The following is a 24,235-nucleotide window of genomic DNA, read 5'->3' as shown; positions in this document are numbered from 1 at the left end:
TAGGGGCTCCAGGACGCCCTGACCACCACCCAGCGCTTCGAGCCGTAGCGCGTTGTGGGCAACTGTTCCGGGACCATGCCTCGGGCATGCGTTCGGACCGGGCGGGCACGGAAGGAAAGGACACCGTCGACGGCCGCCCGGGACCGCCCCCACCCCGCGCAGGCCCCGTGCGGACTGCTTCCGGGGAGCGGACTCCCTATCCGTACGTGTCGCCGGGCCCCACGGACCCCGGCGCGCGCAGCGGCCCGTAGCCCCGCCGGGGCGCACCGGGCCCGAGCACCTTGATCATCCGTACGGTCCCGTGCCCCAGGTCCTCGTTGAGCCGTGCGACGAGCCGCGGTGCCAGGAGCCTGAGCTGCGTGGCCCACGCCGTCGAGTCGCACTGCACCGTCAGCACCCGCACATCGGGTTCGTCGTCGAACTTCAGCGGTACGCAGTGCTTCGCCACGTCCTCGCCGACGATCTGCGGCCAGCGCCCCATCACCCCGCCGACGGCGGCCGGCGTCTCCCAGCCCCGCTCGGTGATCAGCCGGTTGATCGCTGCGCCCAGCGCCATCGGGTCGCGGCCGTCGGCACGCGCGCCGGAGCGCAACCCCCCGCCGCGCCGGGCCTGCTTCTTCTCCTGGGCGGCCGCACCGCGCGCCCGGGCCTGTTCCTTGGCCGCGCGCAGGGCGACCCGGGCGAGGTCGACTCCCGAGGGCTCGGCCGCCACGGGCGCCGCGGGCCGGTCGACCGGCTGCTCGCTCATCCCCGTCACACCCGTTCCACCGTTCCGCCGGACACCGCGTACCGGGTGCCCACCAGCGCGCCCGGCACGTCGTCGTCCACCGCCGCCGTGACGAGCACCTGCTCACCCGGTGCCACCAGTTCCGCGAGCCGCTCGCGGCGCCGTGCGTCGAGCTCGGCGAAGACGTCGTCGAGGACCAGGACGGGCTCGTTCCCCTCGGCCCTCAGCAGGTCGTACGAGGCCAGCCGCAGCGCGAGCGCGTACGACCAGGACTCGCCGTGGCTCGCGTACCCCTTCGCCGGCAGCTCGCCCAGCTTCAGGAGGAGCTCGTCCCGGTGCGGTCCGACCAGTGTGACGCCCCGCTCGATCTCCTGCTTGCGGACCTCGGCGAGGGCGGCGATCAGTTGCCCGTACAGCTCCTCGCGAGTGTGCCCACCGCCCGGAGCGGAGGGGCGGTACTCCAGCAGGATCGGCCCCCCACCGGGTGCGAGCTGGTCGTAGGCCTTGTCGGCGAGCGGCTGCAGCACGCCGATCAGGTCGAGGCGCTGGGCCAGCAGTTCGGCTCCGGCCCCGGCCAGGTGTTGGTCCCACACGTCCAGGGTGGACAGGTCCATGCCCCGGCCACCGTGCCGCCGGGCCATCGCGGCCGATTTCAGGAGCGTGTTGCGCTGTTTGAGCACGCGCTCGTAGTCGGAGCGCACGCCCGCCATGCGCGGCGCACGCGCCGTGATCAGCTCGTCGAGGAAGCGCCGGCGCTCACCCGGGTCGCCCTTGACCAGGGCGAGGTCCTCGGGGGCGAACAGGACGGTCCGTACGATGCCCAGTACGTCACGTGGTCTGACCTGCGAGGACCTATTGATCCGGGCCCGGTTGGCACGGCCCGGGTTGAGTTCGAGCTCGACCAGTTGGGAGCGCTCGCCCTGGGTGACAGCGGCCCGGATGACGGCCCGCTCGGCTCCCATCCGGACCAGCGGGGCGTCGGAGGCGACACGATGGCTGCCGAGGTTCGCCAAGTAGCCCACGGCCTCGACCAGATTGGTCTTCCCCTGGCCATTGGCGCCCACGAAAGCGGTGACGCCCGGATCGAGCGGGACCTCGACCCGGGCGTAGGAGCGGAAGTCGGCCAGCGAGAGGTGCGTGACGTGCATGGTGGGCGCTGACCTTCTTCCCCCGGCGGCTGTGCACCGCGGGGTGCACAGCCTGTGGATTACTTCTTCGTCTCGACCGCGTGGCCACCGAACTGGTTGCGCAGCGCGGCGATCATCTTCATCTGCGGGGAGTCGTCCTGGCGGGAGGCGAACCGCGCGAACAGCGATGCGGTGATCGCCGGCAGCGGAACGGCGTTGTCGATGGCGGCCTCGACCGTCCACCGGCCCTCACCGGAGTCCTGCGCGTAGCCCCTCAACTTCTCCAGGTGCTCGTCCTCGTCCAGCGCGTTCACCGCGAGGTCGAGCAGCCAGGAACGGATGACCGTGCCCTCCTGCCACGAGCGGAAGACCTCGCGCACGTCGGTGACGGAGTCGACCTTCTCCAGGAGCTCCCAGCCCTCGGCGTAGGCCTGCATCATCGCGTACTCGATGCCGTTGTGAACCATCTTCGCGAAGTGGCCGGCGCCGACCTTGCCCGCGTGCACCGAACCGAAGTCACCCTCGGGCTTGAGCGCGTCGAAGATCGGCTGGACCCGCGCCACGTGCTCGGCGTCGCCGCCGTACATCAGCGCGTAGCCGTTCTCCAGGCCCCAGACGCCGCCGGAAACGCCGCAGTCGACGAAACCGATGCCCTTGGCGGCGAGCTCCTCAGCGTGCTTCTCGTCATCGGTCCAGCGGGAGTTCCCGCCGTCCACGACGATGTCGCCGGGGGACAGCAGGTTCGCCAGCTCGTCGATGGTGGACTGGGTCGCGGCACCCGCCGGAACCATGACCCACACGACGCGCGGCCCCTTGAGCTTGCCCACAAGCTCTTCCAGGCTGTGGACATCGGCGAGGTCCGGATTGCGGTCGTATCCGATGACGGTGTGGCCTGCGCGGCGGATGCGCTCGCGCATGTTGCCGCCCATCTTGCCGAGACCGACGAGACCGAGCTCCATCAGAGATTCCTTAAGCGTCGTGTGCGGTTTACCCGGGTCCGAGCCTACGCCCGGACCCGGGTGCACACCTGTGGGGTCAGCCGCTCAGGCGATGTCCCCGGTGGAGGCCGTCAGCCGCTGAGACGCACCGGCATGATCAGGTACTTGTAGGCCTCGTCCGCCTCCGCGTCGAGCGCCGGCTTGCCGCTCAGGAGCGCCGGCTTCGTGGAGGTGGTGAAGGAGAGCTGGGCGACCGGCGAGTCGATCGCGCTCAGACCGTCCAGGAGGAAGGTCGGGTTGAAGGCGATCGAGATGTCGTCGCCCTCGAGCTGGGCGTCGACGCGCTCCACAGCCTGTGCATCGTCGCTGGAGCCCGCCTCCAGGATCAGCACGCCCTGCTCGAAGCTGAGCCGGACCGGGGTGTTGCGCTCGGCGACCAGGGCCACGCGCTTGACGGCCTCGACGAAGGGGGCGGTCTCGATCACGGCCACCGAGTTGAACTCGGTGGGGAAGAGCGTCCGGTACTTCGGCAGGTCGCCCTCGAGCAGGCGGGTGGTGGTGCGGCGGCCCGCGCCCTCGAAACCGATCAGGCCCTCGCCCTGACCGGAGCCGGAGAGCGCCAGGGTGACGGTGTCGCCGCTGGTGAGCGCCTTGGCCGTGTCCAGAAGGGTCTTCGCGGGCACCAGGGCGACCGCGGAGGCGTCCGGGGACTCCGGCTTCCACAGGAACTCGCGGACCGCGAAGCGGTAGCGGTCGGTGGAGGCCAGGGTGACGGTGTCGCCCTCGATCTCGATGCGGACGCCGGTGAGGACGGGCAGCGTGTCGTCACGGCCGGCGGCGATGGCGACCTGCGCGGCGGCGGAGGCGAAGACCTCACCGGGAACGGTGCCGGTCGCGGTGGGCATCGCCGGCAGTGCCGGGTACTCCTCCACAGGCAGGGTGTGGAGGGTGAAGCGGGAAGAGCCGCAGACCACGGTCGCCCGTACACCGTCTGTGGAAATCTCAACGGGACGGTTGGGGAGAGCACGGCAGATGTCGGCGAGCAGCCGGCCGGAGACGAGGACGGTGCCGTCCTCTTCCACCTCGGCCTCGACCGAGACCCGGGCGGAGACCTCGTAGTCGAAGCTGGAGAAGCTCAGCGCGCCGTCCTCGGCCTTCAGGAGAAGGCCCGCGAGCACGGGCGCCGGCGGACGGGCCGGGAGGCTGCGGGCCACCCAGGCCACCGCCTCCGCGAGTACATCGCGCTCCACCCGGATCTTCACCGGAACCGCCTCCTGCTTGTTGCTGGCTCTTCGTCGACTGCGGGAACCAGTCTGACGTACGCCACCGGCACTCGGTGCGGCTCGGGGTCAAGTCGTGACAAGGGCATGCCGGAGCTCCGGCGCCGAGTTGTGCACAGGTCCCACTTCGAAGCGAATTCCGGGCTAACTCTATGTGGGAGTAGTAGTAGGGCCTGTGGAAACCGTGGATAACGTCGTCATCGCAGGTCAGAAGCGATTTTTTGTCCACTGCGCCTGTGGGCAGAACCCGTGGACAACCAGGGGTCTCTGTGGACACACGAAAGTTCTGCACACCCGATACACAGGACATGGGGAGTTCTCCCCAGCGCTGTCCCCAGCTTTCCCCAGGTTCCCCACAGCCCAAACCTCCCTCTTGATGTGACCGCTTTCACTCGACTCGGTGAGCGAGGGTGTTGCGTTGCCGAACAGTGGACAGCGGTGTGGAGAAGCTGTGGGCAACTGGCTACTGCCTGTGGGCGGCCAGTGGACAACTATCCCAGCCGCCTGTGGACGAAGGATTCATCCACAGGCTGTGGGCATCCTTTGCTCACAAATCCACAAGGGGCTGACCTGGGATGATGATCTGTTGTCAGGTCTGCCTGTGGACACAGCTCGGATAACTCGATAGTCCCCACCCTGTGGATGGGAGGCCGTCCCCCGATCTGTGGAGAACTTGCCACCGAGTCGGAGTAATCGAACAGGGCCGTGGTGGCTGTGGGCCCTGGGAACGACGGAGGGCGCCCCAGGAGGTGTCCCGGGGCGCCCTCGAAGAGGCCGTGTGGAGGTCGCAGAAGCCCGCGTCAGCCGTTCTTGATGCGGTTGGTGAGCTCGGTGACCTGGTTGTAGATGGAGCGACGCTCCGCCATCAGGGCACGGATCTTGCGGTCCGCGTGCATCACCGTCGTGTGGTCGCGCCCGCCGAACTGTGCACCGATCTTCGGCAGCGACAGGTCCGTGAGCTCACGGCACAGGTACATGGCGATCTGCCGGGCCGTCACCAGGACGCGGCTGCGCGAGGACCCGCAGAGGTCCTCCACCGTCAGCCCGAAGTAGTCGGCGGTGGCCGCCATGATCGCGGGTGCGGTGATCTCCGGGGCGCTGTCCTCGCCGCCCGGGATCAGGTCCTTGAGGACGATCTCGGTGAGTCCGAGGTCCACCGGCTGCCGATTGAGGCTCGCGAAGGCCGTCACCCGGATCAGCGCGCCCTCCAGCTCACGGATGTTCCGTGAGATCCGGGAGGCGATGAACTCCAGCACCTCCGGTGGGGCGTTGAGCTGCTCCTGCACCGCCTTCTTGCGGAGGATCGCGATGCGCGTCTCCAGTTCCGGCGGCTGCACATCGGTGGTGAGACCCCACTCGAAGCGGTTGCGGAGCCGGTCCTCCAGGGTCACCAGCTGCTTGGGCGGCCGGTCCGAGGAGAGCACGATCTGCTTGTTCGCGTTGTGCAGCGTGTTGAAGGTGTGGAAGAACTCCTCCTGCGTCGACTCCTTGCTCGCCAGGAACTGGATGTCGTCGACCAGCAGGATGTCCACGTCCCGGTACCGCTTCCGGAAGGCGTCGCCCTTGCCGTCGCGGATCGAGTTGATGAACTCGTTGGTGAACTCCTCGGAGCTCACGTACCGCACGCGCGTGCCCGGATAGAGGCTCCGTGCGTAGTGTCCGATCGCGTGCAACAGGTGGGTCTTGCCGAGCCCCGACTCCCCGTAGACGAAGAGCGGGTTGTACGCCTTCGCCGGCGCCTCGGCCACCGCGACGGCGGCGGCGTGCGCGAACCGGTTCGAGGAACCGATGACGAAGGTGTCGAAGAGGTACTTGGGGTTCAGCCGTGCGTGCTGCTCGTTCGGCGCACCGGAGCCCTGCCCCGAGGGCGAGGAACCGGGGCCGCCCCCCGGCACGCCGATCGGCCCGGGCACCGGACCGCCCGGTCGGGGGCCGGGCCGGGGAACGTGGCCCTGCGGGTCGGCCAGCTCGGCGCGCTCGGACCGCTGCGGCTCGTAGCCGCGGGTCGGCTCTTCGTACCGCGGCTGCCGGGACTGTTCCGGGCCGGTGTACGGGGCGCGCTCCTGGTAGCCGCCGAGCCGCGGCTGTTGCCAGGAGAGGTCTTCCTGGGGGCGCGGCCAGGACCCGGGGACGGGGCGGGGCTGCTGGTAGTCCGGGTAGGCCGGGCGTGCGGTCGGCAGCCCGTCGTCGGACATCGACCGGTGGCCGTACCCCTCGTAGGCATCGGACTGCGCGCGCTCGTCGTAGCGCGGCTGCTGCGGCTGCTGGGAGGGGGGCGCCGGCGGCGTGGGCTCGCCGCCGACGGAGTCGTCGACGGTGATCGCGATTCTGATCGGTCGTCCGCACTCATGGCTGAGCGTCTCGCTGATCAGCGGGGCGAGCCGGCCTTCCAGCACGCGCTTGCCCCACTCGTTGGGCACTGCGAGGAGGGCGGTGTCGGCGACGAGGGCGAGCGGCTGGCAGCGCTCGATCCACTGTTTGTCCTTGGCCTCGATCCCCTGTTGCCCTTCTGCGAGCAACTGCTCCAGGACGCGTGGCCACACTGCGGCAAGATCGGCAGGTACGTCAGCCACAGGGCACGCTTTCTCGCAGGTCCCACGATGGAGTGGTGCTCGGGGACAGTGGGTCGAAGTTCATGAGGACGTGTCCGTTGAGGACAGGTGAGGACAGAACGGAAAAGATTGTGGAGACCGTCCACGGTAGTCGGGGCAGATGACGTGGTTCAAGTTGTTGTCCACAGGCTGTGCACAATGGGGGATGGCGACAGGCCGGTTTGACCGGATGGCGTAGCCGCGCGTACCGTAACCAGGTCGAGTTGTCGATGGCTGCTGCCGCCTGCCTCCGATGGGCAAAGATCATGGTCAGTGATCGTGAAGCGGTGCACTCGGGCGTATTGCGAGCTACTCGTGGGCGCACGGTGACAGCCAGGCGATGTCCCGCCATCTACGAATCATTTCTGGAGCCCCCGAGTGAGCAAGCGCACCTTCCAGCCGAACAACCGTCGTCGCGCGAAGACCCACGGCTTCCGCCTGCGCATGCGCACCCGTGCCGGCCGCGCCATCCTGGCGAACCGCCGCGCCAAGGGTCGCGCGAGCCTGTCCGCCTGATCCACTAAACAGGTCATGACGTGCTGCCTACCGAGAATCGGCTGAGGCGGCGCGAGGACTTCGCAACCGCGGTACGCCGAGGTCGCCGGGCCGGTCGCCCGCTCCTCGTCGTCCACCTACGCAGCGGTGCAACGGACCCGCACGCGCCTGGGGAGAGCGCTCCCCCGACGCGTGCGGGTTTCGTCGTGAGCAAGGCCGTGGGCGGTGCGGTCGTACGCAACCAGGTCAAGCGACGCCTGCGCCATCTCGTCCGAGAACGCCTCTCCGAGCTGCCCCCCGGTAGCCTGGTGGTCGTACGGGCGTTGCCCGGAGCCGGCGACGCCGACCATGCACAGCTGGCCCGAGACCTGGACGCCGCTCTCCGGCGGCTGCTGGGAGGGGGCACGCGATGAAGTACCCGCTGCTGGCTCTCATCAAGCTGTACCAGTGGACGATCAGCCCGCTCCTGGGCCCCGTCTGCCGGTACTACCCGTCGTGTTCCCACTATGGATTCACGGCCATCGACCGGCATGGCGCGATCAAGGGCACGGCCCTGACCGCCTGGCGCATCCTGCGGTGCAATCCGTGGTCGCCCGGCGGCGTGGATCACGTCCCCCCGCGTAAGCGCCCCCGTTGGCACGAGATGCTGAGGAACGCGCTGCGCGGTGACAAGGGCGGCTCCGCCGCCGAGACGAGCCCGGCCGCCGAGACCTCGCCCAATGCTCAAGGAGCCTGATTAGTGGACACGATTGCCAGTCTGTTCAGCTTCATCACCTGGCCCGTTTCCTGGGTCATCGTCCAGTTCCACAAGATGTACGGGGCCGTCTTCGGCCCTGACACGGGCTGGGCCTGGGGACTGTCCATCGTGTCCCTGGTGGTGCTGATCCGTATCTGCCTGATTCCGCTCTTCGTGAAGCAGATCAAGTCGACGCGGAACATGCAGGCGCTCCAGCCGAAGATGAAGGCGATCCAGGAGCGCTACAAGAGCGACAAGCAGCGTCAGTCCGAAGAGATGATGAAGCTGTACAAGGAGACGGGCACCAACCCGCTCTCCTCGTGCCTTCCCATCCTGGCGCAGTCGCCCTTCTTCTTCGCCCTCTACCACGTGCTCTCGTCGATCGCCTCGGGCAAGGAGATCGGCGTCATCGACGGCCCGCTGCTCGCCAGCGCCCGTCAGGCCCACATCTTCGGTGCCCCGCTGGCCGCCAAGTTCACGGACAGCGCCGAGAAGGTCGCTGCGCTCGACGCCTCGCTGACCGATGTGCGCATCGTCACCGCGGTCATGATCATCCTGATGTCGGCCTCGCAGTTCTTCACCCAGCGCCAGCTGATGATGAAGAACGTCGACCTCACGGTGAAGACCCCGTACATGCAGCAGCAGAAGATGCTCATGTACATCTTCCCGGTGATCTTCGCCGTCATGGGTGTCAACTTCCCCGTCGGTGTCCTCGTCTACTGGCTGACCACCAACGTGTGGACCATGGGCCAGCAGATGTACGTGATCAACCAGAACCCGACTCCGGGAAGCAAGGCCCAGGACGCGTACCTGCAGCGCCTGCTCAAGAGCATCGCCCATCACGGTGAGGTCCGCGGACGCCGCCGGAAGACCATCGTCAAGGTGATCGTCGCCAAGGGCGGCGACCGCAACGAGAACGAGCGTCGCTTCTTCACGGGCCTCTCCAAGGCCGGCTTCGCCGCCCAGGCCGACGGCACCGTGATCAAGGGCGACACCCTCGTGGCCGAGGCCGAGGGCGGCGCCACCGCCAAGCGCCAGCAGCCCAAGCGCCAGAGCAAGGCCCAGCGCCAGGCGGCCGGAACCCAGCAGACCACGGCGAAGGAAGCCGAGGAAGACTCCGAGTCGACCGCCGGCAAGGCGACCCCCTCGCTCGAGAAGAAGCTCCAGGGGTCGGCCAGGGCTGGTGCCAGCGACGCGAAGAACGAGGTGAAGGACGAGACCCAGGGCGACAGGCCCGCCCGTCCGAGCCGTGCCAACTCCGGTGGCTCGCGTCAGGGCAAGTCCGGTCAGCGCAAGGGCCAGCAGCGGCCCAAGCACCCGTCCTCCAAGAAGTAAGCCTCCCCGAAGCAAGAAGGAGTCCATCCGTGACGGAAGGCACCACCTCCGCCGCCGCCGAGGGTGGCGACACCCTGACCCGCCTGGAGCAGGAGGGTGAGATCGCGGCCGACTACCTCGAAGGTCTGCTCGACATCGCTGACCTCGACGGCGACATCGACATGGACGTCGAGGCGGACCGGGCCGCGGTCTCGATCATCAGCGACTCCGGAAGTCGTGACCTGCAGAAGCTCGTGGGCCGCGACGGTGAGGTTCTGGAGGCGCTCCAGGAGCTGACCCGCTTGGCAGTGCACCGGGAGACCGGTGACCGCAGTCGTCTGATGCTCGACATCGCCGGCTTCCGGGCCAAGAAGCGTGCTGAGCTCGCCGAGCTGGGAGCCAAGGCCGCCGCTGAGGTGAAGGCCTCCGGCGAGCCGGTCAAGCTGGACCCGATGACGCCGTTCGAGCGCAAGGTCGTGCATGACGCGATCGCCGCAGCCGGTCTGCGCAGCGAGTCCGAGGGCGAGGAGCCGCAGCGCTTCGTCGTCGTACTCCCGGCCTGAACCCCCACGCAGTGTCGGCCCCGTCTGTTCGCAGGCGGGGCCGATCTTTGTCAGCCTGATAGTCAGCCACCACAGTGCGCTCGCACGCGAGGCGTGCGGTACGGAAGGACGGTTCCCGTGACGGAGGCAGCGGAGCTCCCCGAGGCTCCGGAGCAGGCGCGGACAGTCTTCGGAGAGTACTTCCCGGAGGCCGTGCGGTATGCGGAGCTCCTTGCGGATGCGGGTGTGAAGCGCGGTCTGATCGGTCCGCGTGAGGTTCCACGTCTCTGGGAACGCCATCTGCTGAACTGTGCCGTCCTGTCGGAGGTCGTTCCCGAGGGCGTCACCGTGTGCGACGTGGGCTCGGGTGCCGGGTTGCCCGGCATTCCGCTGGCTCTGGTCCGGCCCGACTTGAAGATCACTCTTCTGGAGCCGCTCCTTCGTCGGACGAACTTCCTCCAGGAGGTCGTCGAGTTGCTTGGCCTTGACCATGTGACGGTGGTTCGGGGGCGTGCGGAGGAGATGCTCGGAAAGATCACCCCCGTGCACGTGGTCACTGCGCGTGCCGTGGCTCCTCTTGACCGGCTGGCCGGCTGGGGTGTCCCCCTGTTGCGTCCCTACGGAGAGATGCTGGCGCTCAAGGGGGACACCGCGCAGGAAGAGATCGATGGCGCCCGTGCCGCACTCTCTCGGCTCGGGGTGGTGGAGACCTCGGTGCTTCAGGTGGGCGAGGGCATTGTCGATCCGATGTCCACGGTCGTCCGGGTAGAGGTGGGCGAGAGCCCCGGCGGTGTGCGGTTCGCAGCCAAGCGGGCCAAGGCCGCACGGACCAGTAAGACCCGAAGGCGCCGCTAAGAGTCGCATACGTACCATTTCGGAGTGTCGAGCGGTTCCGGCAGGGCAGCAGCGGCATGGTGTTTCACGTGAAACGTCGCTCACTGCTGCAGGGGATCATCAGCCGCGGCCGCGCGGCAGCCGTGCCACGGGACCGCAGGCCCCGCGTGAAACCACTCGCGAGGGGTACCGGGTTGTCCACAGAGGTGGATTCGCCCACAGAACCGCCGACCTCGCTGGTTCGTGACCCCGAAAGCATGGCAGGCTCTCCCCATCGCGAGCCTGAAGCCGAGGAGAGTGAATCCTTGCGGTCCGACGCCAACATCGCGGGACCGATGACCGATCCGGTCCCCGGTCCCCGAACCGAATCGGCGGGGGAAGATGTTTCACGTGAAACACCGCCCCCGATGGACGACACCCCCATCGGTCGTGCTGCCCAACTGGCAGTAGCGGCGCTGGGTCGTGCTGGTGAGGGACTCCCCCGTCCGGCCCAGACTCGCGTGATGGTGGTTGCCAACCAGAAGGGCGGCGTGGGCAAGACGACCACGACGGTCAACCTTGCTGCGTCCCTGGCACTACACGGGGCCCGGGTCCTGGTCATCGACCTGGACCCGCAGGGCAATGCCTCCACCGCTCTCGGCATCGACCACCACGCCGAGGTCCCTTCGATCTACGACGTTCTGGTGGACAGCAAGCCACTCTCCGACGTGGTTCAGCCGGTCAGGGACGTCGAGGGCCTCTTCTGTGCTCCTGCCACCATTGATCTCGCCGGAGCAGAGATCGAGCTGGTGTCGCTGGTTGCGCGGGAGAGCCGTCTGCAGCGTGCGATCCAGGCGTATGAGCAGCCACTGGACTACATCCTGATCGACTGCCCGCCCTCGCTCGGTCTCCTCACCGTCAATGCCATGGTGGCCGGCGCGGAGGTCCTGATCCCGATCCAGTGCGAGTACTACGCGCTGGAGGGTCTGGGGCAGCTCCTGCGCAACGTCGATCTGGTGCGAGGCCATCTCAACCCGGCACTTCACGTCTCCACGATTCTGCTCACGATGTATGACGGCCGGACGAGGCTTGCCTCTCAGGTCGCTGACGAGGTGCGCAGCCACTTTGCCGAGGAGGTGCTGCGGACCAGCATTCCTCGATCCGTTCGCATCTCGGAAGCGCCGAGCTACGGGCAGACGGTTCTTACCTATGACCCGGGCTCCAGCGGCGCCCTTTCCTATCTCGAAGCGGCCCGCGAGATCGCCCTGCGGGGGGTTGCCGTCCCATACGACCCGCAGCACTCCCGTGTAGGGCACCAGAACAACCAGCGCAGCATGTCGGAGGGCATCCAGTGAGTGAGCGACGTAGGGGACTGGGGCGTGGGCTCGGTGCACTGATTCCTGCTGCACCGCAGGAGCGGCAGGTGGAGCGGGGAGTGGCCGCCGCGAAGCTGACGACACTGCCGCAGAGTCCGCAGCCCCCGGAATCCACGGCATCGTGGAACGAGGCCGAGGAGGTCGTTCGGCCGGAGCCTCCGGCAGGTGCCTACTTCACCGAGCTTCCGGTCAGCTCCATCGCTCCCAACCGGCATCAGCCGCGTGAGGCTTTTGACGAGGACGCGCTGGCTGAGCTCGTCACCTCCATCAAGGAGGTCGGTCTGCTGCAACCCGTGGTGGTGCGTAAGACCGGTGGGGAGGACTACGAGCTCGTCATGGGCGAGCGTCGTCTGCGGGCATCGAAGGAAGCCGGCCTGGACCGGATTCCGGCGATCGTCAGGGATACAGATGACGAGAAGATGCTCTTGGACGCGCTCCTTGAGAACCTTCATCGGGCTCAGCTGAACGCGATCGAGGAGGCTCACGCCTATGAGCAGCTCCTCAAGGACTTCGGCTGCACTCATGACCAGCTTGCGGAGCGGATCGGGCGGTCCCGCCCGCAGATCTCCAACACGCTGCGCTTGCTTCGCCTCTCTCTGCCGGTGCAGCGGAGGGTCGCCGCCGGGGTGCTCTCGGCCGGGCATGCAAGGGCCTTGCTCGGCGTGGAGGATTCGGAGGCCCAGGACAAGCTGGCGTCCCGCATCGTCGCCGAGGGCCTGTCGGTGCGGAGCGTCGAGGAGATCGTGAGTCTCATGGGCTCCGAGGAACCTGCGGCTGCGGTCAAGCCGAAGGGGCCGCGTGCCGGTGCTCGGGTATCGCCGGCGCTCATGGACCTTGCTACTCGGCTTTCGGACCGCTTCGAGACCCGTGTGAAGGTCGACCTGGGGCAGAAGAAGGGAAAGATCGTCGTCGAGTTCGCCTCCATGGACGACTTGGACCGGATCCTCTCCACGCTGGCTCCCGGAGAGGGCCGGGTCATGGGCCGCAAGGATGACGAGGGCTGATGTTTCTTCCTGCTCGCTAAGGCCGTCAAAGGGCGGGCCACGTTCCGGTCAGCACCGACACATGGCCCGCCCTTTGACTATGAGCGGTATCCCCTCGATCGCCCGATCGCTACGATTCCGAGAGGCGTATCCGCGCTCGATGCCGAAGGAAGCGAGGAGCAGCTGTGGGGCGTCGGCTCGTACCGCTCACGCTGGACAACCTTCCGGATCTGCCCAAGCGGTGTCGCTCGTGCGTCTTCTGGGAACTCGACCCGGTCAGCGGCGAGGCCGCGGTGGACGTCGGACGCTCGGAGCAGGAGAAGGAGTCCTGGATCTCGGCCGTTCTGCTTGAGTGGGGCTCTTGCGGCCGGGTGGTCTATGTCGACGAGGTGCCGGTCGGGTACGTCCTCTATGCTCCCCCGGCCTATGTGCCGAGGTCGACCGCCTTTCCGACGAGCCCGGTGTCGCCTGATGCCGTCCAGCTGATGACGGCATGGATCATGCCCAGTTATCAGGGGCAGGGGCTGGGGCGCGTGATGGTGCAGACCGTGGCCAAGGACGTGATGAGGCGGGGCTTCAAAGCGATTGAGGCTTTCGGTGACGCCCGTTGGAAGGAGCCGGCCTGTGTGTTGCCGGCCGACCATCTCCTTGCCGTGGGCTTCAAGACCGTGCGCCCACATCGTGCCTTCCCCCGGCTGAGGCTGGAGCTCAGGACCACGCTTTCCTGGAAGGAAGACGTGGAGATGGCATGGGATCGTCTGCTCGGTGTGGTGAAGAAGGAGCCCGTGCTGCGCCCTCTTTAGTTCCGCATGGCCTGGTGCAGTAAAAAGACGAACGACCCGTCCCCTGTCGGGGCGGGCCGTTCGTGTTCCACGCGGTGTTTCACGTGAAACGGTGGTGTGTGTCAGGCCGTGGTGGGCTCGACGAAGTCCGCGAGGTCGCGCAGGATGGCGGCCTTGGGCTTGGCACCGACGATGGTCTTCACGACCTCGCCACCCTGGTAGACGTTGAGCGTCGGGATGGACATGACGCCGTACTTGGCGGCCGTTTCCGGGTTCTCGTCGATGTTGAGCTTCACGACCTCGATCTCGCCGTGCTCGGCGGCGATGGCCTCCAGCGACGGGGCGATCTGACGGCACGGGCCGCACCAGGCCGCCCAGAAGTCCACCAGGACGGGCTTGTCGCTCTTGAGGACGTCGTCTTCGAAGGAAGCGTCGGTCACGGTCTTCAGGGCCACAGCGGCCTCCTTGATCTCGCGGGGTGTGGGGTGGGGAAGAGGGGTCAGACCGCGGGGGTCTCGGCCAGCTTCTCGCTGTCGGCGAGAGCGGCCAGGAAGCGCTCGGCGTCGAGCGCGGCGGAGCAGCCTGTGCCGGCGGCCGTGATGGCCTGGCGGTAGGTGTGGTCGACGACGTCACCCGCGCCGAACACGCCCGTGACGTTCGTACGCGTCGACGGTGCGGCCACCTTGAGGTAGCCCTCCTCGTCCAGCTCCAACTGGCCCTTGAAGAGCTCGGTCCGCGGGTCGTGACCAACGGCGATGAAGAGGCCGGTGACAGGGAGCTCTCGGGTCTCTCCGGTCTTTGTGTCACGCAGGGTCAGGCCGCTGAGCTTCTGCTCGCCGTGGATCTCAGTGACCTCGCTGTCCCAGGCGAACGAGATCTTCGGGTCGGCGAAAGCGCGCTCCTGCATGGCCTTGGAAGCGCGGAGAGTGTCGCGGCGGTGGACGATCGTGACGGACTTGGCGAACCGCGAGAGGAAGGTCGCTTCCTCGATCGCAGTGTCGCCGCCGCCGACGACCGCGATGTCCTGGTCCTTGAAGAAGAACCCATCACAGGTGGCGCACCAGGAGACGCCACGGCCCGAGAGCGCGTCCTCATTGGGCAGACCGAGCTTGCGGTGCTGGGACCCAGTGGTGACGATCACGGCCTTGGCGCGGTGCACGGTGCCGGCGGTGTCGGTGACGGTCTTGATGTCACCAGTCAGGTCCACGGAGATGACGTCGTCGGGGACCAGCTCGGCGCCGAAGCGCTCGGCCTGGGCACGCATGTTGTCCATCAGGTCCGGACCCATGATTCCGTCACGGAAGCCGGGGAAGTTCTCGACCTCGGTCGTGTTCATCAGGGCGCCACCTGCGGTGACGGCTCCCTCGAAGACCAGGGGCTTCAGCGACGCTCGGGCCGTGTAGAGCGCAGCGGTGTAACCCGCGGGCCCGGAGCCGATGATGATCACGTTACGGACGTCGCTCACGGGTTTCTTCCTCGTCTCTGCAGACTGCCACTGCCTAGGGGGCGATTGTCTCGGTGGCTCTCACCCCACCCAACGGATCCTAAGGGGCGCGCATTCCCGAGACCGCCGCGCGGCACGATGGCCGAGCAGAGAGGGAGGTCAGGAACGAGGATATGTCTGGCTGACCAGGAGATCGGCGACCGGTTGCCCGTCCGGCCCGGACCCGTTGGAGCAGGAAGCCGTAAGCACATAGGCGCGTACGCGTGTGTTATCCCCCGGGTCTGCCAGTACGAGGAGGTAGGCGGGTGCTCCCTGATAGTCGCCCCGCTCATACCCGAGCACCTCGGCGCTGCGGCCGGTGCCCGCCAAGACGCACTCGGGCACATCGCCCGCCCCGCTGAGCCGGGAGCTGTTGCCTTCGACCTGAGCGGAGGTGGATTCGTTGCTGAGGCCCTGCGGGGTCTTGGGCGCGACTTCCTTGGCCAGCAGGTCGTGGACGCGGTCCTCGATCAGGGCGCCGGAGAAGGAGCCGGTGGTGGCTGCTTCAGCAAGGGCGTCGGCTTTCTTGGTGTCGGCCGATCTGCCGGCGGTCACCGTGCCCGTGTGACTGAGGTAGAGGCTCGTTCCGAGCAGGACGGCCCCGAAGGCAGCGCCGATCGTGGAGAGCAGTGCGATCCGGCGGCGACGGGGCGCACGGGAGCGTCCGGGGCCGGTGGACGCGACGGGGCGTCCGGCCGGCCGGGTCTGCGTCGGGCGGTTCGTTGTTGGGGCGGGCTTAGCGGGAGAGGGGCCCTCGTCCGAGACAGGCGGTGTTTCACGTGAAACAGAGGCGTTGTCCTCGGGTGAGGTGGCGTTGAGGAGTGCCTCGGCGGCGAGGGCGGCATCAATCCTGCCGGCGATGTCAGCGGGCATCCGGGACGGTCCGGGGAGCGTGCCGAGCAGACTCCGAATCTCTTCCAGGGAAGACCGTACGTCCCCGCAGAGAGCACAGCCGTCCACATGGCGCCGCACAGCCGCAGAACGGGTCGGCGGGAGCAGCCCCTCGGTCAGGTCGGAGATCTCCGAGACGTCCGGGTGCTGTGTGGTGTCGGCCCTGTCAGCCGTGGAAGTCACGTGCGCCCACCTCCGCCCTTCACAGCAGCTGGATCTGTCGGTCCGGTGTCCTGTGGTCCCGGCACCGGTGGGACGGATGTCCCCGGCGTCCGGTTCCTTCCCCCTTCGATGGCTTCGTTACCCACGGTGCCGACGCGCAGATGAGTGACCATCGGAAGGAGGCGTGCCCGCCCTCGTGCGCAGCGGCTCTTCACGGTTCCGGCGGGGACGCCGAGGATACGGGCTGCTTCTGCGACCGGATATCCCTGCATGTCGACGAGCACAAGAGCGGCACGCTGGTCTTCGGGGATCGAGGCGAGCGCGGCGAGGACCTGGCGGTGCAGGTCCTGACGCTCGACGGGGGCTTCGGCTGACTCGTGCGGGTCGAGGAGCTGCTCGAAGCGGTCGGTGTCCTCGACGGGGGAGGTCTTGCGGGAGGCGGACTTGCGAACCCGATCGAGGCAGGCGTTCACCGTGATGCGATGCAGCCAGGTCGTAACGGCCGACTGGCCGCGGAAGGTATGGGCGGCTCGGAATGCTGAGATCAACGCGTCTTGGACGGCGTCAGCTGCCTCCTCGCGGTCCCCCAGAGTGCGCAGGGCAACGGCCCACAGTCGGTCCCGGTGGCGCCGGACGAGCTCGCCAAAGGCGTCGGGGTCGCCCGAGAGGTGCTGTGCCAAGAGGTCCTGGTCGGAAACGGTCCCACGATCGTCTGGCATACGGCTCACCCCCTCCTGCATGATCCCGCACCTTATAGAGGGTTTGGGGGCCGTGCAATACGGAAGCCCGAAATGAGGCTTTCTATATCGACGGCATTGGCATGACTGACGGGAGCAACTGCATGAGGAAGTTCGGTCACCGTTATGTGGATGTGCGGGAAGTCAATAACGGCTCGCGGTGGCAGGAGCCTGAAGAGCCGCTGGGCATGGAGAAGCGCATGGTTGAGGAAGGTGTGATCTGTGAGTAGAGGAGCAAGGTGCTGATGATTTTGCTACATGTGGAGTGCGGAGTCGCAGAACGGTTCCATCGCCAAGAGTTCTCTTCAATTTGAAGAGATTCGGGAACGTGGTGATTATGTCGCTCGATGTGCACGGCAGGGAAAACCGCATGGGGCGTCGGTGATTCCCTCCGGCGCTGTTGTCCGACCATCTCTGATGGAGGAACCGGAGAAAAGGCGTACGCCGACAAGTCGCACTGTCCCGTGAGACATCCGATGTGGCCTCCCGGTCGGGACACCATCTGGATCGCTCCCTGCGTCGGGTCGGCTCGGTCGACGCGGTCGGCGGGTGGGCAAGTTGATCCCCTGACGTGTCGGCCTTGCCCGCACCCCGTCCTGCCACGAGTGAGCCGTGGACGCGCTTCCTGGGGCGTCTTCTAGCTGACCACCTTGATGTCCACGACCCGCCCGCGGAAGGTTCCGTCGCCCGATGCCGGGAGCTTGGTCAACCAGATGAGGAGGTATCGAGAGTTGAGGGACTTTTCGGGCTTCAGCGTGATGGTTTCACCAGAGCCCTCAGCGACCTTGCTGTAAGCGCTGAAGGACGTCGGCATCGCATTCGTCTGGTCAGAGGCGGTGCGGAGCTCCATGGACGTGTCCCCTATGGAGGAGACCGTCACCTTCCCGATCGGCTGGACCTTGCCGAGATCGAGGATGATTCCCATGCCCGTCTTGAGTCGCCCAAAGTCCGCAGTGGTGTACCAGTCGCTCTGCCAGAAGGTCTGTGGGTTGCCGTCGAAGACGTTCTTTATCTGCTCGGGCTTCTCCGAGCCGTTTCCGAACGGGTCGAAGTCTTTCGCAGTGACGATGCTGATGGGCTTGTCCGCTTCGGGGGCCTTCTCGTCCTCGTCGTTTTGCGGCTGGGTCGTCTGCGAGGTGTCGTCGCTGTGCTGGTTCAGAAGCCGGTCGGCGATTTGCCAGCTGCCGAGCCCGAGCGCGGCGATGATCAGGGCGGCTACGGTCCACTTCAGGACCTTGCCGGTGCGGCTCTGGAAAGGGGGAGGAGGGACGACGACCGGTGGGGTGACTGCGGGGTGCGGTTGCGGGCGGCCGTAGGTGCCCTGCTGGTAGGTGGTGCGCTGGTATTCGGGCGGAGTGGGGAACTCCGGCTCCGGCGGCTTGACGCGGGGCATCGCCGCGACGGCCTTGGCCAGCTCGTCCGGAGTGGTGCAGGGCGGCTCCTGCCGCGAGGCGGTGGCACCGTCGTTGGCGAGGGCGCGCATGGCGATCTCGGAGAGACCTCGGTGAACGCCGGCGCGGACCTGGTCCGGCGGCAGCAGCCCGATGCCCTTGGGCAGGCCGGAAAGCCCGTGCGCGTCGCTCTCGTACGGCCAGCGCTGGGTGAGCGCGGCGTACAGCAGCGCGCCGATGGCCTCGGTGTCGGTCCGCTGGGGCCGTTCGGCGGTGATGCCGCGCAGAGCGGCGTTCACCGCGAGGCCCCGGATCCGGTACTGGCCGGTGGAGCTGCGCAGGACGGCACTCGGGGTGAGCCGTAGGTGGGAGAGGCCTTCACGGTGGGCGGCGGCCATGGCCTGGGAGACCTGGCTGACGAGTTGGTAGGCGTCGTGGGGCTCCAGGGGGCCGGCCGCGAGCAGCGTGGTCAGCTCGGTGGAGTCCGGAAGCCACTCGTGCACGACGTAGACGAGGTCGTTCTCCTCGACGGCGTCGAGGACCTGGACGAACCGGGGGTCGCCGAGGAGGGCTGAGGAGCGGGCCGCGGCCAGCACCGAGCGTGCTCGGGGGTGATCGGCCGGCAGCAGGTGGACCCCGACGGCACGGCGGAGCTTCTCGTCGACGGCACGCCAGCTGCTGAAGCCGTCCAGTCGGGTGACGCACTCCTCCAGCCGGTAGCGCCGGGCCAGCTTGTGACCGCTGTGCAGTTCCGGTGCCGCAATGGACGGCTGATCGCTGCTCTTTCGTTCGACCGCCTTGCTCCCCGTGACCTCGGCGGTCTTCTCCGCCGTCTTCCGCTCTTCCGCCACCCCGTCGGTCGCGGCCGTGTCCGCCTTGGCGGTCAGCGGGTCGTCACCGCTGTTGTCGGCCACGTCGACGGCAGCCGTGCTACGTTCCGCCACCGTCGTTCCTGCCTCCCCATCCGTTGTGCCATATCCAACAGCCATGCCAATTGTGCCCACAGTTGGACGCTGTGCACGACATGCGGTTCCCGTCGATGGTTGTGCGCGACTGCCGGTTCAGCGTCCCAAACGTCCGCGAACCATGCCGACCAGGGTGTTCAGCTCCGTGATCCGCATGCGCTTCGCCGCGACGAAGAAGACGCCGAGGAGGACCGCTCCGCCGATCACCAGGGCGGCGAGCGAGCCCAGGGCTCCCTCGCCGAGCAGCTTCAGCAGACCGAAGCCGACCGCGCCGGCGACGATGGCGGCGGGCACGGAGGCCATGCAGAGCCGTGCGTACGTCCGGAGCACCTGGGTGCCGTCCAGATCGCCGCCGAGGCGCTTGCGGAGCCGGCGCCATGCGATGCCGACGCCGACGGCGTAGGCGAGCCCGTAGGAGGCGGCCATGCCGACGACGGCCCACTGGGCGGGCAGGACGACGTAGCAGAGCGCCGAGGCGGCTGCGTTGACGGCGGCGACGATCACCGTGTTGTAGAAGGGCGTCCGGGTGTCTTCGTAGGCGTAGAAGCCGCGCAGCACGACGTACTGGACGGAGTAGGGGATCAGACCGAGCCCGAAGGCCATCAGGATGAAGCCCATGCCCTGGGCCGCCTCGACGCCGCTGGAGGCGTAGAGCAAGGTGCACATCGGCACACCGAGGGCCAGGAAGGCGAAGGAGACCGGGACGATCGCCACGGCCGAGTTGCGCAGGCCCTGCGAGATGTCGTCCCGGACGGCGCCGGGGTCGTCGTCGTGTGCGGCACGGGAGATCCGCGGCAGCAGCGCGGCCATGACGGACACGGTGATGATGGCCTGTGGCATGCCCCAGATCAGCTGGGCGTTGGAGTAGGCGAGGAAACCGGCACCGTTCTTCCCGGACGCCTCACCGGCGGCCGTGGCGAGCTGGGTGACGACCAGGACCCCCGCCTGGTTGGCGAGCACGAAGAGGACGGTCCACTTCGCCAGCTTCACCGTCTTGCCCAGTCCGTGGCCCTTCCAGTCGAAGCGGGGGCGGAAGCGGAACCCCGTCTCGCGCAGGTACGGGACCATGGCCACGGCCTGGACGACGAGGCCGAGCAGGGTGCCGATGCCCAGCAGCCGAACGCCCTCGTCGGGGATGGTCCGCACACCCATGTGGGACTCGGCAGAGGTGCCGTAGACCCAGATGAACAGGCCGAAGGTGACGATCATGACGATGTTGTTGAGGACCGGGGTCCACATCATTGCGCCGAACTTGCCACGGGCGTTCAGGATCTGGCCCATCACCACGTGCACGCCCATGAAGAAGATCGTGGGCAGGCAGTAGCGGGCGAAGGTCACGGCCACGCTGTTTGCTGCGACGTCGTCGGCGATGGTGTTCGACATCAGCCGGATCAGCAGCGGCGCCGCGAAGACGGCCACGGCCACGATGAGGCCGAGGGCCACCATGACCAGGGTCAGCAGACGGTTGGCATAGGCCTCGCCGCCGTCCTCGTCGTTCTTCATGGAGCGGACGAGTTGGGGGACGAACACCGAGTTGAGGCCACCGCCGACGGTGAGGATGTAGATCATCGTCGGCAGGGTGTAAGCGATGGTGAACGTGTCACCGAGCAGGGCCGCGCCGAGCGCACCGGTGATCACCAGACTGCGGACGAAACCGGTGAGTCGGGAGACCAGGGTGCCGGCTGCCATCACGGCGCTCGACTTCAGCAGTCCCGAAGCCCGGCCCGACTTCTTGGGGGCGGGCGGGGGCAGCGGGTCCGGCTCCGGGGCGGGCGGAGGCACCTGACCGGGTGCCTGCTGGTCCCGGTACAGGTGCGCGAAGGCGTCCGGCTCGGGCGTCTCCTCACTGGCCCGGGTCACCAGGTCGTCGACCCCGGTGAACTGGACCGTGCGGGCGTCGTCGCCGTACGGCAGGTGGCGTGAGGGGCCGTCCGGCTCGGGCGCCGGGGTCTGGGCCCACACCCGGGGGTCGGGGGCATGCTGGGAAGCGGCCGGCTGCTGGTAGAGCGCCTGGGGGTCCTGATAGGTGCCGGGTGGCGGCGGCGGGTGCGCGGCGCGGTCGTAGAGCGCCTCGACCACCGGGTCCTGCGCGGACACGTCCTGGGACCGGTAGGGGTCATGGGCGAAGGCGTCCTGGACGTAGGGGTCCTGGGCGTACGGGTTCTGCCCGTGGGGATCCTGTCCCTGCGGGCCGTGGGCGCCTTGCTGCGGAGGAGGTACCGGGGGGTGGCCGGAACCGGGAGGCGGCGTGGGCGTCCCACCGGACGGCGCGTGGCCGCCCGTGCCCTGGCCGCGGTCACCGTCGTACGGCGCGTTCATGGTTACCCCACCTCATCGTTTCCGGCCAACCGGCCACGACATTGCTCAACGGTCCACTTTCTCACCCGGGCCCGACGGGTCGCCGCTTTCGGCCCCGGTGTCCGATGCCGGGTCACTCGGCTGCGCGGGTCCCTTGTGGGCGGGATCCTCTTCGGCGGGCAGGTCCCGGCCGGGCCCCTTCTGCTCCGGTCCGTTCGACGCGGTGCCGTCCGACGGAACGTCCTCGGACGTCCCGGACTCCGGAGCGCTCCCGCCCCCGGTCGTCCCCGCTGCCCGGGCTTCGGCGTTCCGCGCAGCCACCCGCTTGCGCTGGCTGTACATGCGCACACCGGCGAGGACGAGGAGGAGGACACCGCCGGCGATCACCAGCATCACCGTGGGAGTGATCTCGGAGACCCGCACGGTGAAGGACATGGGCTGACCGTAAGGGGTGCCGTCCTCGGTGTAGAGCTGCGCCGTCATCGGTACCTGGCCGTTGACATTGGCCGAGGCCGTGAACTTCACCGACTGGCTGTGCCCGGCGCTGACCTTCACGGGGAGCTCGGTGTACCTGGCACCGCTGAGCTCCAACCTGCTCTTGTTGGGAGAGGTGAGGCGCAGCACCAGATGGTCCACTCCCTGGAGCAGCTGGTTCTGGACGGTCACGGGAATCGTCGCGCTCCGGCCGGAGAGGGTGAGGTCCGACTTGTCGACGAGCTGGACGCCCTTGGTCAGCTTCTGCAGGTAGTTCAGGACGTTGTCCCGGTAAATGGCGGAGGCCCGGGCCTCACCGCGCCAAGAGGTCGACATCTCGCGGTTGATCGCGTTGCCGAACGGCGGCACGACGCGTTCCGGCTGCGTCAAGATGATCTTGAAGTCGTTCAGCTCGTCCCGTGTCGTCTTCATGTCGCGGAAGGCCTGGACCGGAAGTTCCTGCTCACGCAGTTGCTTCGGGTAACGGGAACTGCTCGGCACCGTGGTGGAGGCGTCCGGGTCCGGCTTGGTCGCGGCAGCCGCGAGGAGGTCGCTCGGCTGGGACCAGCGCCGGCCGGAGAGGCCGCGCAGCGCGGTCGCCATGGACTGTGCCTGGGCCGCGGTCGGCACCCGCTGCGGCGCGATCACGATGCTCCGCTGGTCCTCCGGCCGCTCCAGGGTGATGGCCAAGGACTGGGCGAGGAATTCCTGGACCGCGAGCGTGGAGTTCTCCGCACGGACCATGTCCCCCTCGAAGGCGGTGGACAGGAGGGCGTCGCTGACCACGGCCGTGGTGCTCCCGTTGCCCAGCGGGCGGGCCGCCGTCGCCGTGTAGGGGAGCTCGTCGCGCACGCTGTCGCTGCGGGCGATCACCGTGTCGGCACCCGCAGAGGTGGCGACCGACACGATGGACGGGTCGACGGCACCGTTGACGGGCCAGGCGAAGCCGGTGGACGGCTCTACGTGGAGGACGGTTTCGACCGTCACGCTTGCCAGGGTGGTCGCCGACTGGAGGTGCCTGAGGGAGCCGGGCACGTCCTTGCCCCGGTGGGCCAAGGAGGCCAGGTCGGGGTCGGCGAAGGGAAGGGCCACGACCTTGCGCCCCTGAACGGCTTTCTCCAGCTCGCCCAGCCACTGCTCGGCTGCGGCTTGGTTCTTTCCGTGGACGTTCCGGTCCCCGTCCTTGACGCGGTACCCGTTCGCCATGGCGTCGACGGAGGCCAGCAGGTCCGGATCGATCACCCAGGTCACCGGAAGGTCCTTGCCCAGGGAGACCAGCTGCTCCAGGCGCCCGCCCGGCCGTAGCTCGGCCGCCAGGTCGTCGTCCTCGAAGACCGGTGTCTGCTGATCGTCCGTGGCCGTCTCCGCCGAGACGTGCGCGGACCCGATCAGCGGCCAGAGGTAGGTGAGCTGGGTCTTCTTCTCCGCGGCTTCGGGCTGGTACGGCAGGAAGGTCCGCTCGATGCCGAGCACCCGGTCGTACCGCTTGTCCGAGGTCTGCCCGGTGAGGGAGACGCCCAGCTGGTAGACGCCCTCCTTGCTGAACCCGAGCTTGGAGACGGGCACCGACAGGGAGAACTCTGTGCTGAGGCCGACGCCGAGGCGGGGGATCTCAAGGGCGGGTGCGCCGTTCAGGGGAGCCGGGTCGCTGTCGCTCCGGTAACCGGTGCGCCGTGTGACCTGCTCGATCTCGCTGCGGCTCGTCATCTGCGGTCCGACGCGCAGATTCACGGTCGCGTCGGTGATGGTTGTCTTGCCCCGGTTGGTCAACGTGCCGGTGACGGTGACGGTGTCTCCTTCGACGGGCGCGCTGGGAGTCAGCGTGTCGAGGGACACATCGACGGTCTTGGAACCGGTGCCGTCTTCGGCTGCGATCGCCGGGGAGGAAGCGACGGGTGCCTGGAGCAGGCCGGCGAGGAGTGGTGCCCCGAAGGCGACGGTGACCGTACGCCGCAGCCATCGGCGGGCAGGTGAGGGACGGGTTCCCTGGATGTCTGCCGCCTCGGCCACGCCTCGCCCGTCCTCGTCGTTGTCTGTGGTGTCGGTGGTTGCTCGGTTGCTGTGTCCAGGCATGGTAACGAGGCTTGCTGGGGGCAAGTGCCGGGGACTGCTCCAGGCGGTGGGCGCGGG

General features: G+C 68.0%; 21 protein-coding genes. 9 read left to right on the top strand and 12 right to left on the bottom strand.

Annotated elements, in window-relative coordinates:
- Positions 1-196: 196 nt before the first annotated feature.
- The 5 genes from ACFW2Y_RS08260 to dnaA form a co-directional block, all read right to left on the bottom strand.
- Positions 197-748, bottom strand: coding sequence for a DUF721 domain-containing protein (locus tag ACFW2Y_RS08260; RefSeq protein ID WP_384875273.1), 552 nt, complete (start codon positions 746-748; stop codon positions 197-199).
- Between the two features lie 5 nt (positions 749-753).
- Positions 754-1,875 carry a DNA replication/repair protein RecF gene (recF, locus tag ACFW2Y_RS08255; protein WP_384875271.1) on the bottom strand — a complete coding sequence of 374 codons (1,122 nt, stop codon included), beginning with the start codon at positions 1,873-1,875 and terminating at the stop codon, positions 754-756.
- A 59-nt stretch (positions 1,876-1,934) separates the two neighbouring features.
- Positions 1,935-2,813, bottom strand: a complete 879-nt coding sequence (gene gnd / locus ACFW2Y_RS08250) for a phosphogluconate dehydrogenase (NAD(+)-dependent, decarboxylating) (protein WP_384875268.1) — start codon at positions 2,811-2,813, stop codon at positions 1,935-1,937.
- A 110-nt stretch (positions 2,814-2,923) separates the two neighbouring features.
- Complete coding sequence (dnaN, locus tag ACFW2Y_RS08245) at positions 2,924-4,054, bottom strand: DNA polymerase III subunit beta (RefSeq protein ID WP_384875265.1); 1,131 nt, start codon at positions 4,052-4,054, stop codon at positions 2,924-2,926.
- An 818-nt stretch (positions 4,055-4,872) separates the two neighbouring features.
- The gene (dnaA, locus tag ACFW2Y_RS08240; protein WP_384875263.1) at positions 4,873-6,645 is read right to left on the bottom strand and encodes a chromosomal replication initiator protein DnaA; all 1,773 of its coding nucleotides are present in this window, start codon (positions 6,643-6,645) and stop codon (positions 4,873-4,875) included.
- Positions 6,646-7,041: 396 nt separating this feature from the next.
- Between dnaA and rpmH the strand changes: the two genes are divergently transcribed.
- The 9 genes from rpmH to ACFW2Y_RS08195 all read left to right on the top strand — a co-directional run bounded on the left by rpmH (position 7,042) and on the right by ACFW2Y_RS08195 (position 13,725).
- Entirely contained in the window at positions 7,042-7,179 is a 138-nt protein-coding gene (gene rpmH / locus ACFW2Y_RS08235; protein ID WP_015659252.1) for a 50S ribosomal protein L34, read from the top strand.
- 20 nt (positions 7,180-7,199) lie between these two features.
- Positions 7,200-7,571 (top strand): ribonuclease P protein component, encoded by a 372-nt coding sequence (gene rnpA, locus ACFW2Y_RS08230; RefSeq protein WP_384875260.1) that lies wholly within the window; start codon positions 7,200-7,202, stop codon positions 7,569-7,571.
- Positions 7,568-7,894 carry a membrane protein insertion efficiency factor YidD gene (yidD, locus tag ACFW2Y_RS08225; protein WP_384875257.1) on the top strand — a complete coding sequence of 109 codons (327 nt, stop codon included), beginning with the start codon at positions 7,568-7,570 and terminating at the stop codon, positions 7,892-7,894. The genes rnpA and yidD overlap by 4 nt, the downstream gene beginning before the upstream one ends.
- Positions 7,895-7,897: 3 nt before the next feature.
- On the top strand, positions 7,898-9,229 hold the full coding sequence (gene yidC / locus ACFW2Y_RS08220; RefSeq protein ID WP_384875256.1) for a membrane protein insertase YidC: 1,332 nt from the start codon (positions 7,898-7,900) through the stop codon (positions 9,227-9,229).
- Positions 9,230-9,258: 29 nt separating this feature from the next.
- A complete protein-coding gene (locus tag ACFW2Y_RS08215; protein WP_384875253.1) occupies positions 9,259-9,771 on the top strand; it encodes a protein jag in 513 nt (170 codons plus the stop codon).
- 117 nt (positions 9,772-9,888) lie between these two features.
- A complete protein-coding gene (gene rsmG / locus ACFW2Y_RS08210; protein WP_384875251.1) occupies positions 9,889-10,605 on the top strand; it encodes a 16S rRNA (guanine(527)-N(7))-methyltransferase RsmG in 717 nt (238 codons plus the stop codon).
- Between the two features lie 236 nt (positions 10,606-10,841).
- Positions 10,842-11,918 carry a ParA family protein gene (locus ACFW2Y_RS08205; RefSeq protein ID WP_384875322.1) on the top strand — a complete coding sequence of 359 codons (1,077 nt, stop codon included), beginning with the start codon at positions 10,842-10,844 and terminating at the stop codon, positions 11,916-11,918.
- Positions 11,915-12,943, top strand: coding sequence for a ParB/RepB/Spo0J family partition protein (locus ACFW2Y_RS08200; RefSeq protein ID WP_384875248.1), 1,029 nt, complete (start codon positions 11,915-11,917; stop codon positions 12,941-12,943). Before ACFW2Y_RS08205 ends, ACFW2Y_RS08200 begins: the two co-directional genes overlap by 4 nt.
- A 164-nt stretch (positions 12,944-13,107) precedes the next feature.
- Positions 13,108-13,725, top strand: a complete 618-nt coding sequence (locus ACFW2Y_RS08195) for a GNAT family N-acetyltransferase (protein WP_384875245.1) — start codon at positions 13,108-13,110, stop codon at positions 13,723-13,725.
- Between the two features lie 101 nt (positions 13,726-13,826).
- Here ACFW2Y_RS08195 and trxA read toward each other — a convergent pair whose 3' ends face one another.
- From trxA to ACFW2Y_RS08160, 7 genes are all read right to left on the bottom strand, one after another.
- Positions 13,827-14,159 (bottom strand): thioredoxin, encoded by a 333-nt coding sequence (trxA, locus tag ACFW2Y_RS08190; RefSeq protein ID WP_384875242.1) that lies wholly within the window; start codon positions 14,157-14,159, stop codon positions 13,827-13,829.
- A gap of 44 nt (positions 14,160-14,203) precedes the next feature.
- Positions 14,204-15,169, bottom strand: coding sequence for a thioredoxin-disulfide reductase (gene trxB / locus ACFW2Y_RS08185; protein WP_384875239.1), 966 nt, complete (start codon positions 15,167-15,169; stop codon positions 14,204-14,206).
- Positions 15,170-15,307: 138 nt separating this feature from the next.
- On the bottom strand, positions 15,308-16,261 hold the full coding sequence (locus ACFW2Y_RS08180) for a hypothetical protein (protein ID WP_384875236.1): 954 nt from the start codon (positions 16,259-16,261) through the stop codon (positions 15,308-15,310).
- Complete coding sequence (sigM, locus tag ACFW2Y_RS08175) at positions 16,258-16,959, bottom strand: RNA polymerase sigma factor SigM (RefSeq protein ID WP_384875233.1); 702 nt, start codon at positions 16,957-16,959, stop codon at positions 16,258-16,260. The genes ACFW2Y_RS08180 and sigM overlap by 4 nt, the downstream gene beginning before the upstream one ends.
- 655 nt (positions 16,960-17,614) lie before the next feature.
- Entirely contained in the window at positions 17,615-19,312 is a 1,698-nt protein-coding gene (locus ACFW2Y_RS08170) for a protein kinase family protein (RefSeq protein WP_384875231.1), read from the bottom strand.
- A gap of 117 nt (positions 19,313-19,429) precedes the next feature.
- Positions 19,430-21,652 carry a murein biosynthesis integral membrane protein MurJ gene (gene murJ / locus ACFW2Y_RS08165; RefSeq protein WP_384875228.1) on the bottom strand — a complete coding sequence of 741 codons (2,223 nt, stop codon included), beginning with the start codon at positions 21,650-21,652 and terminating at the stop codon, positions 19,430-19,432.
- A 45-nt stretch (positions 21,653-21,697) separates the two neighbouring features.
- On the bottom strand, positions 21,698-24,115 hold the full coding sequence (locus tag ACFW2Y_RS08160) for a DUF6049 family protein (protein ID WP_384875319.1): 2,418 nt from the start codon (positions 24,113-24,115) through the stop codon (positions 21,698-21,700).
- Positions 24,116-24,235: the final 120 nt, after the last annotated feature.

The sequence above is a fragment of the Streptomyces sp. NPDC058877 genome (genome assembly GCF_042742855.1).
In the GTDB taxonomy this organism is placed as follows: domain Bacteria; phylum Actinomycetota; class Actinomycetes; order Streptomycetales; family Streptomycetaceae; genus Streptomyces.
This window is presented reverse-complemented; position numbering and strand designations above follow the sequence as displayed.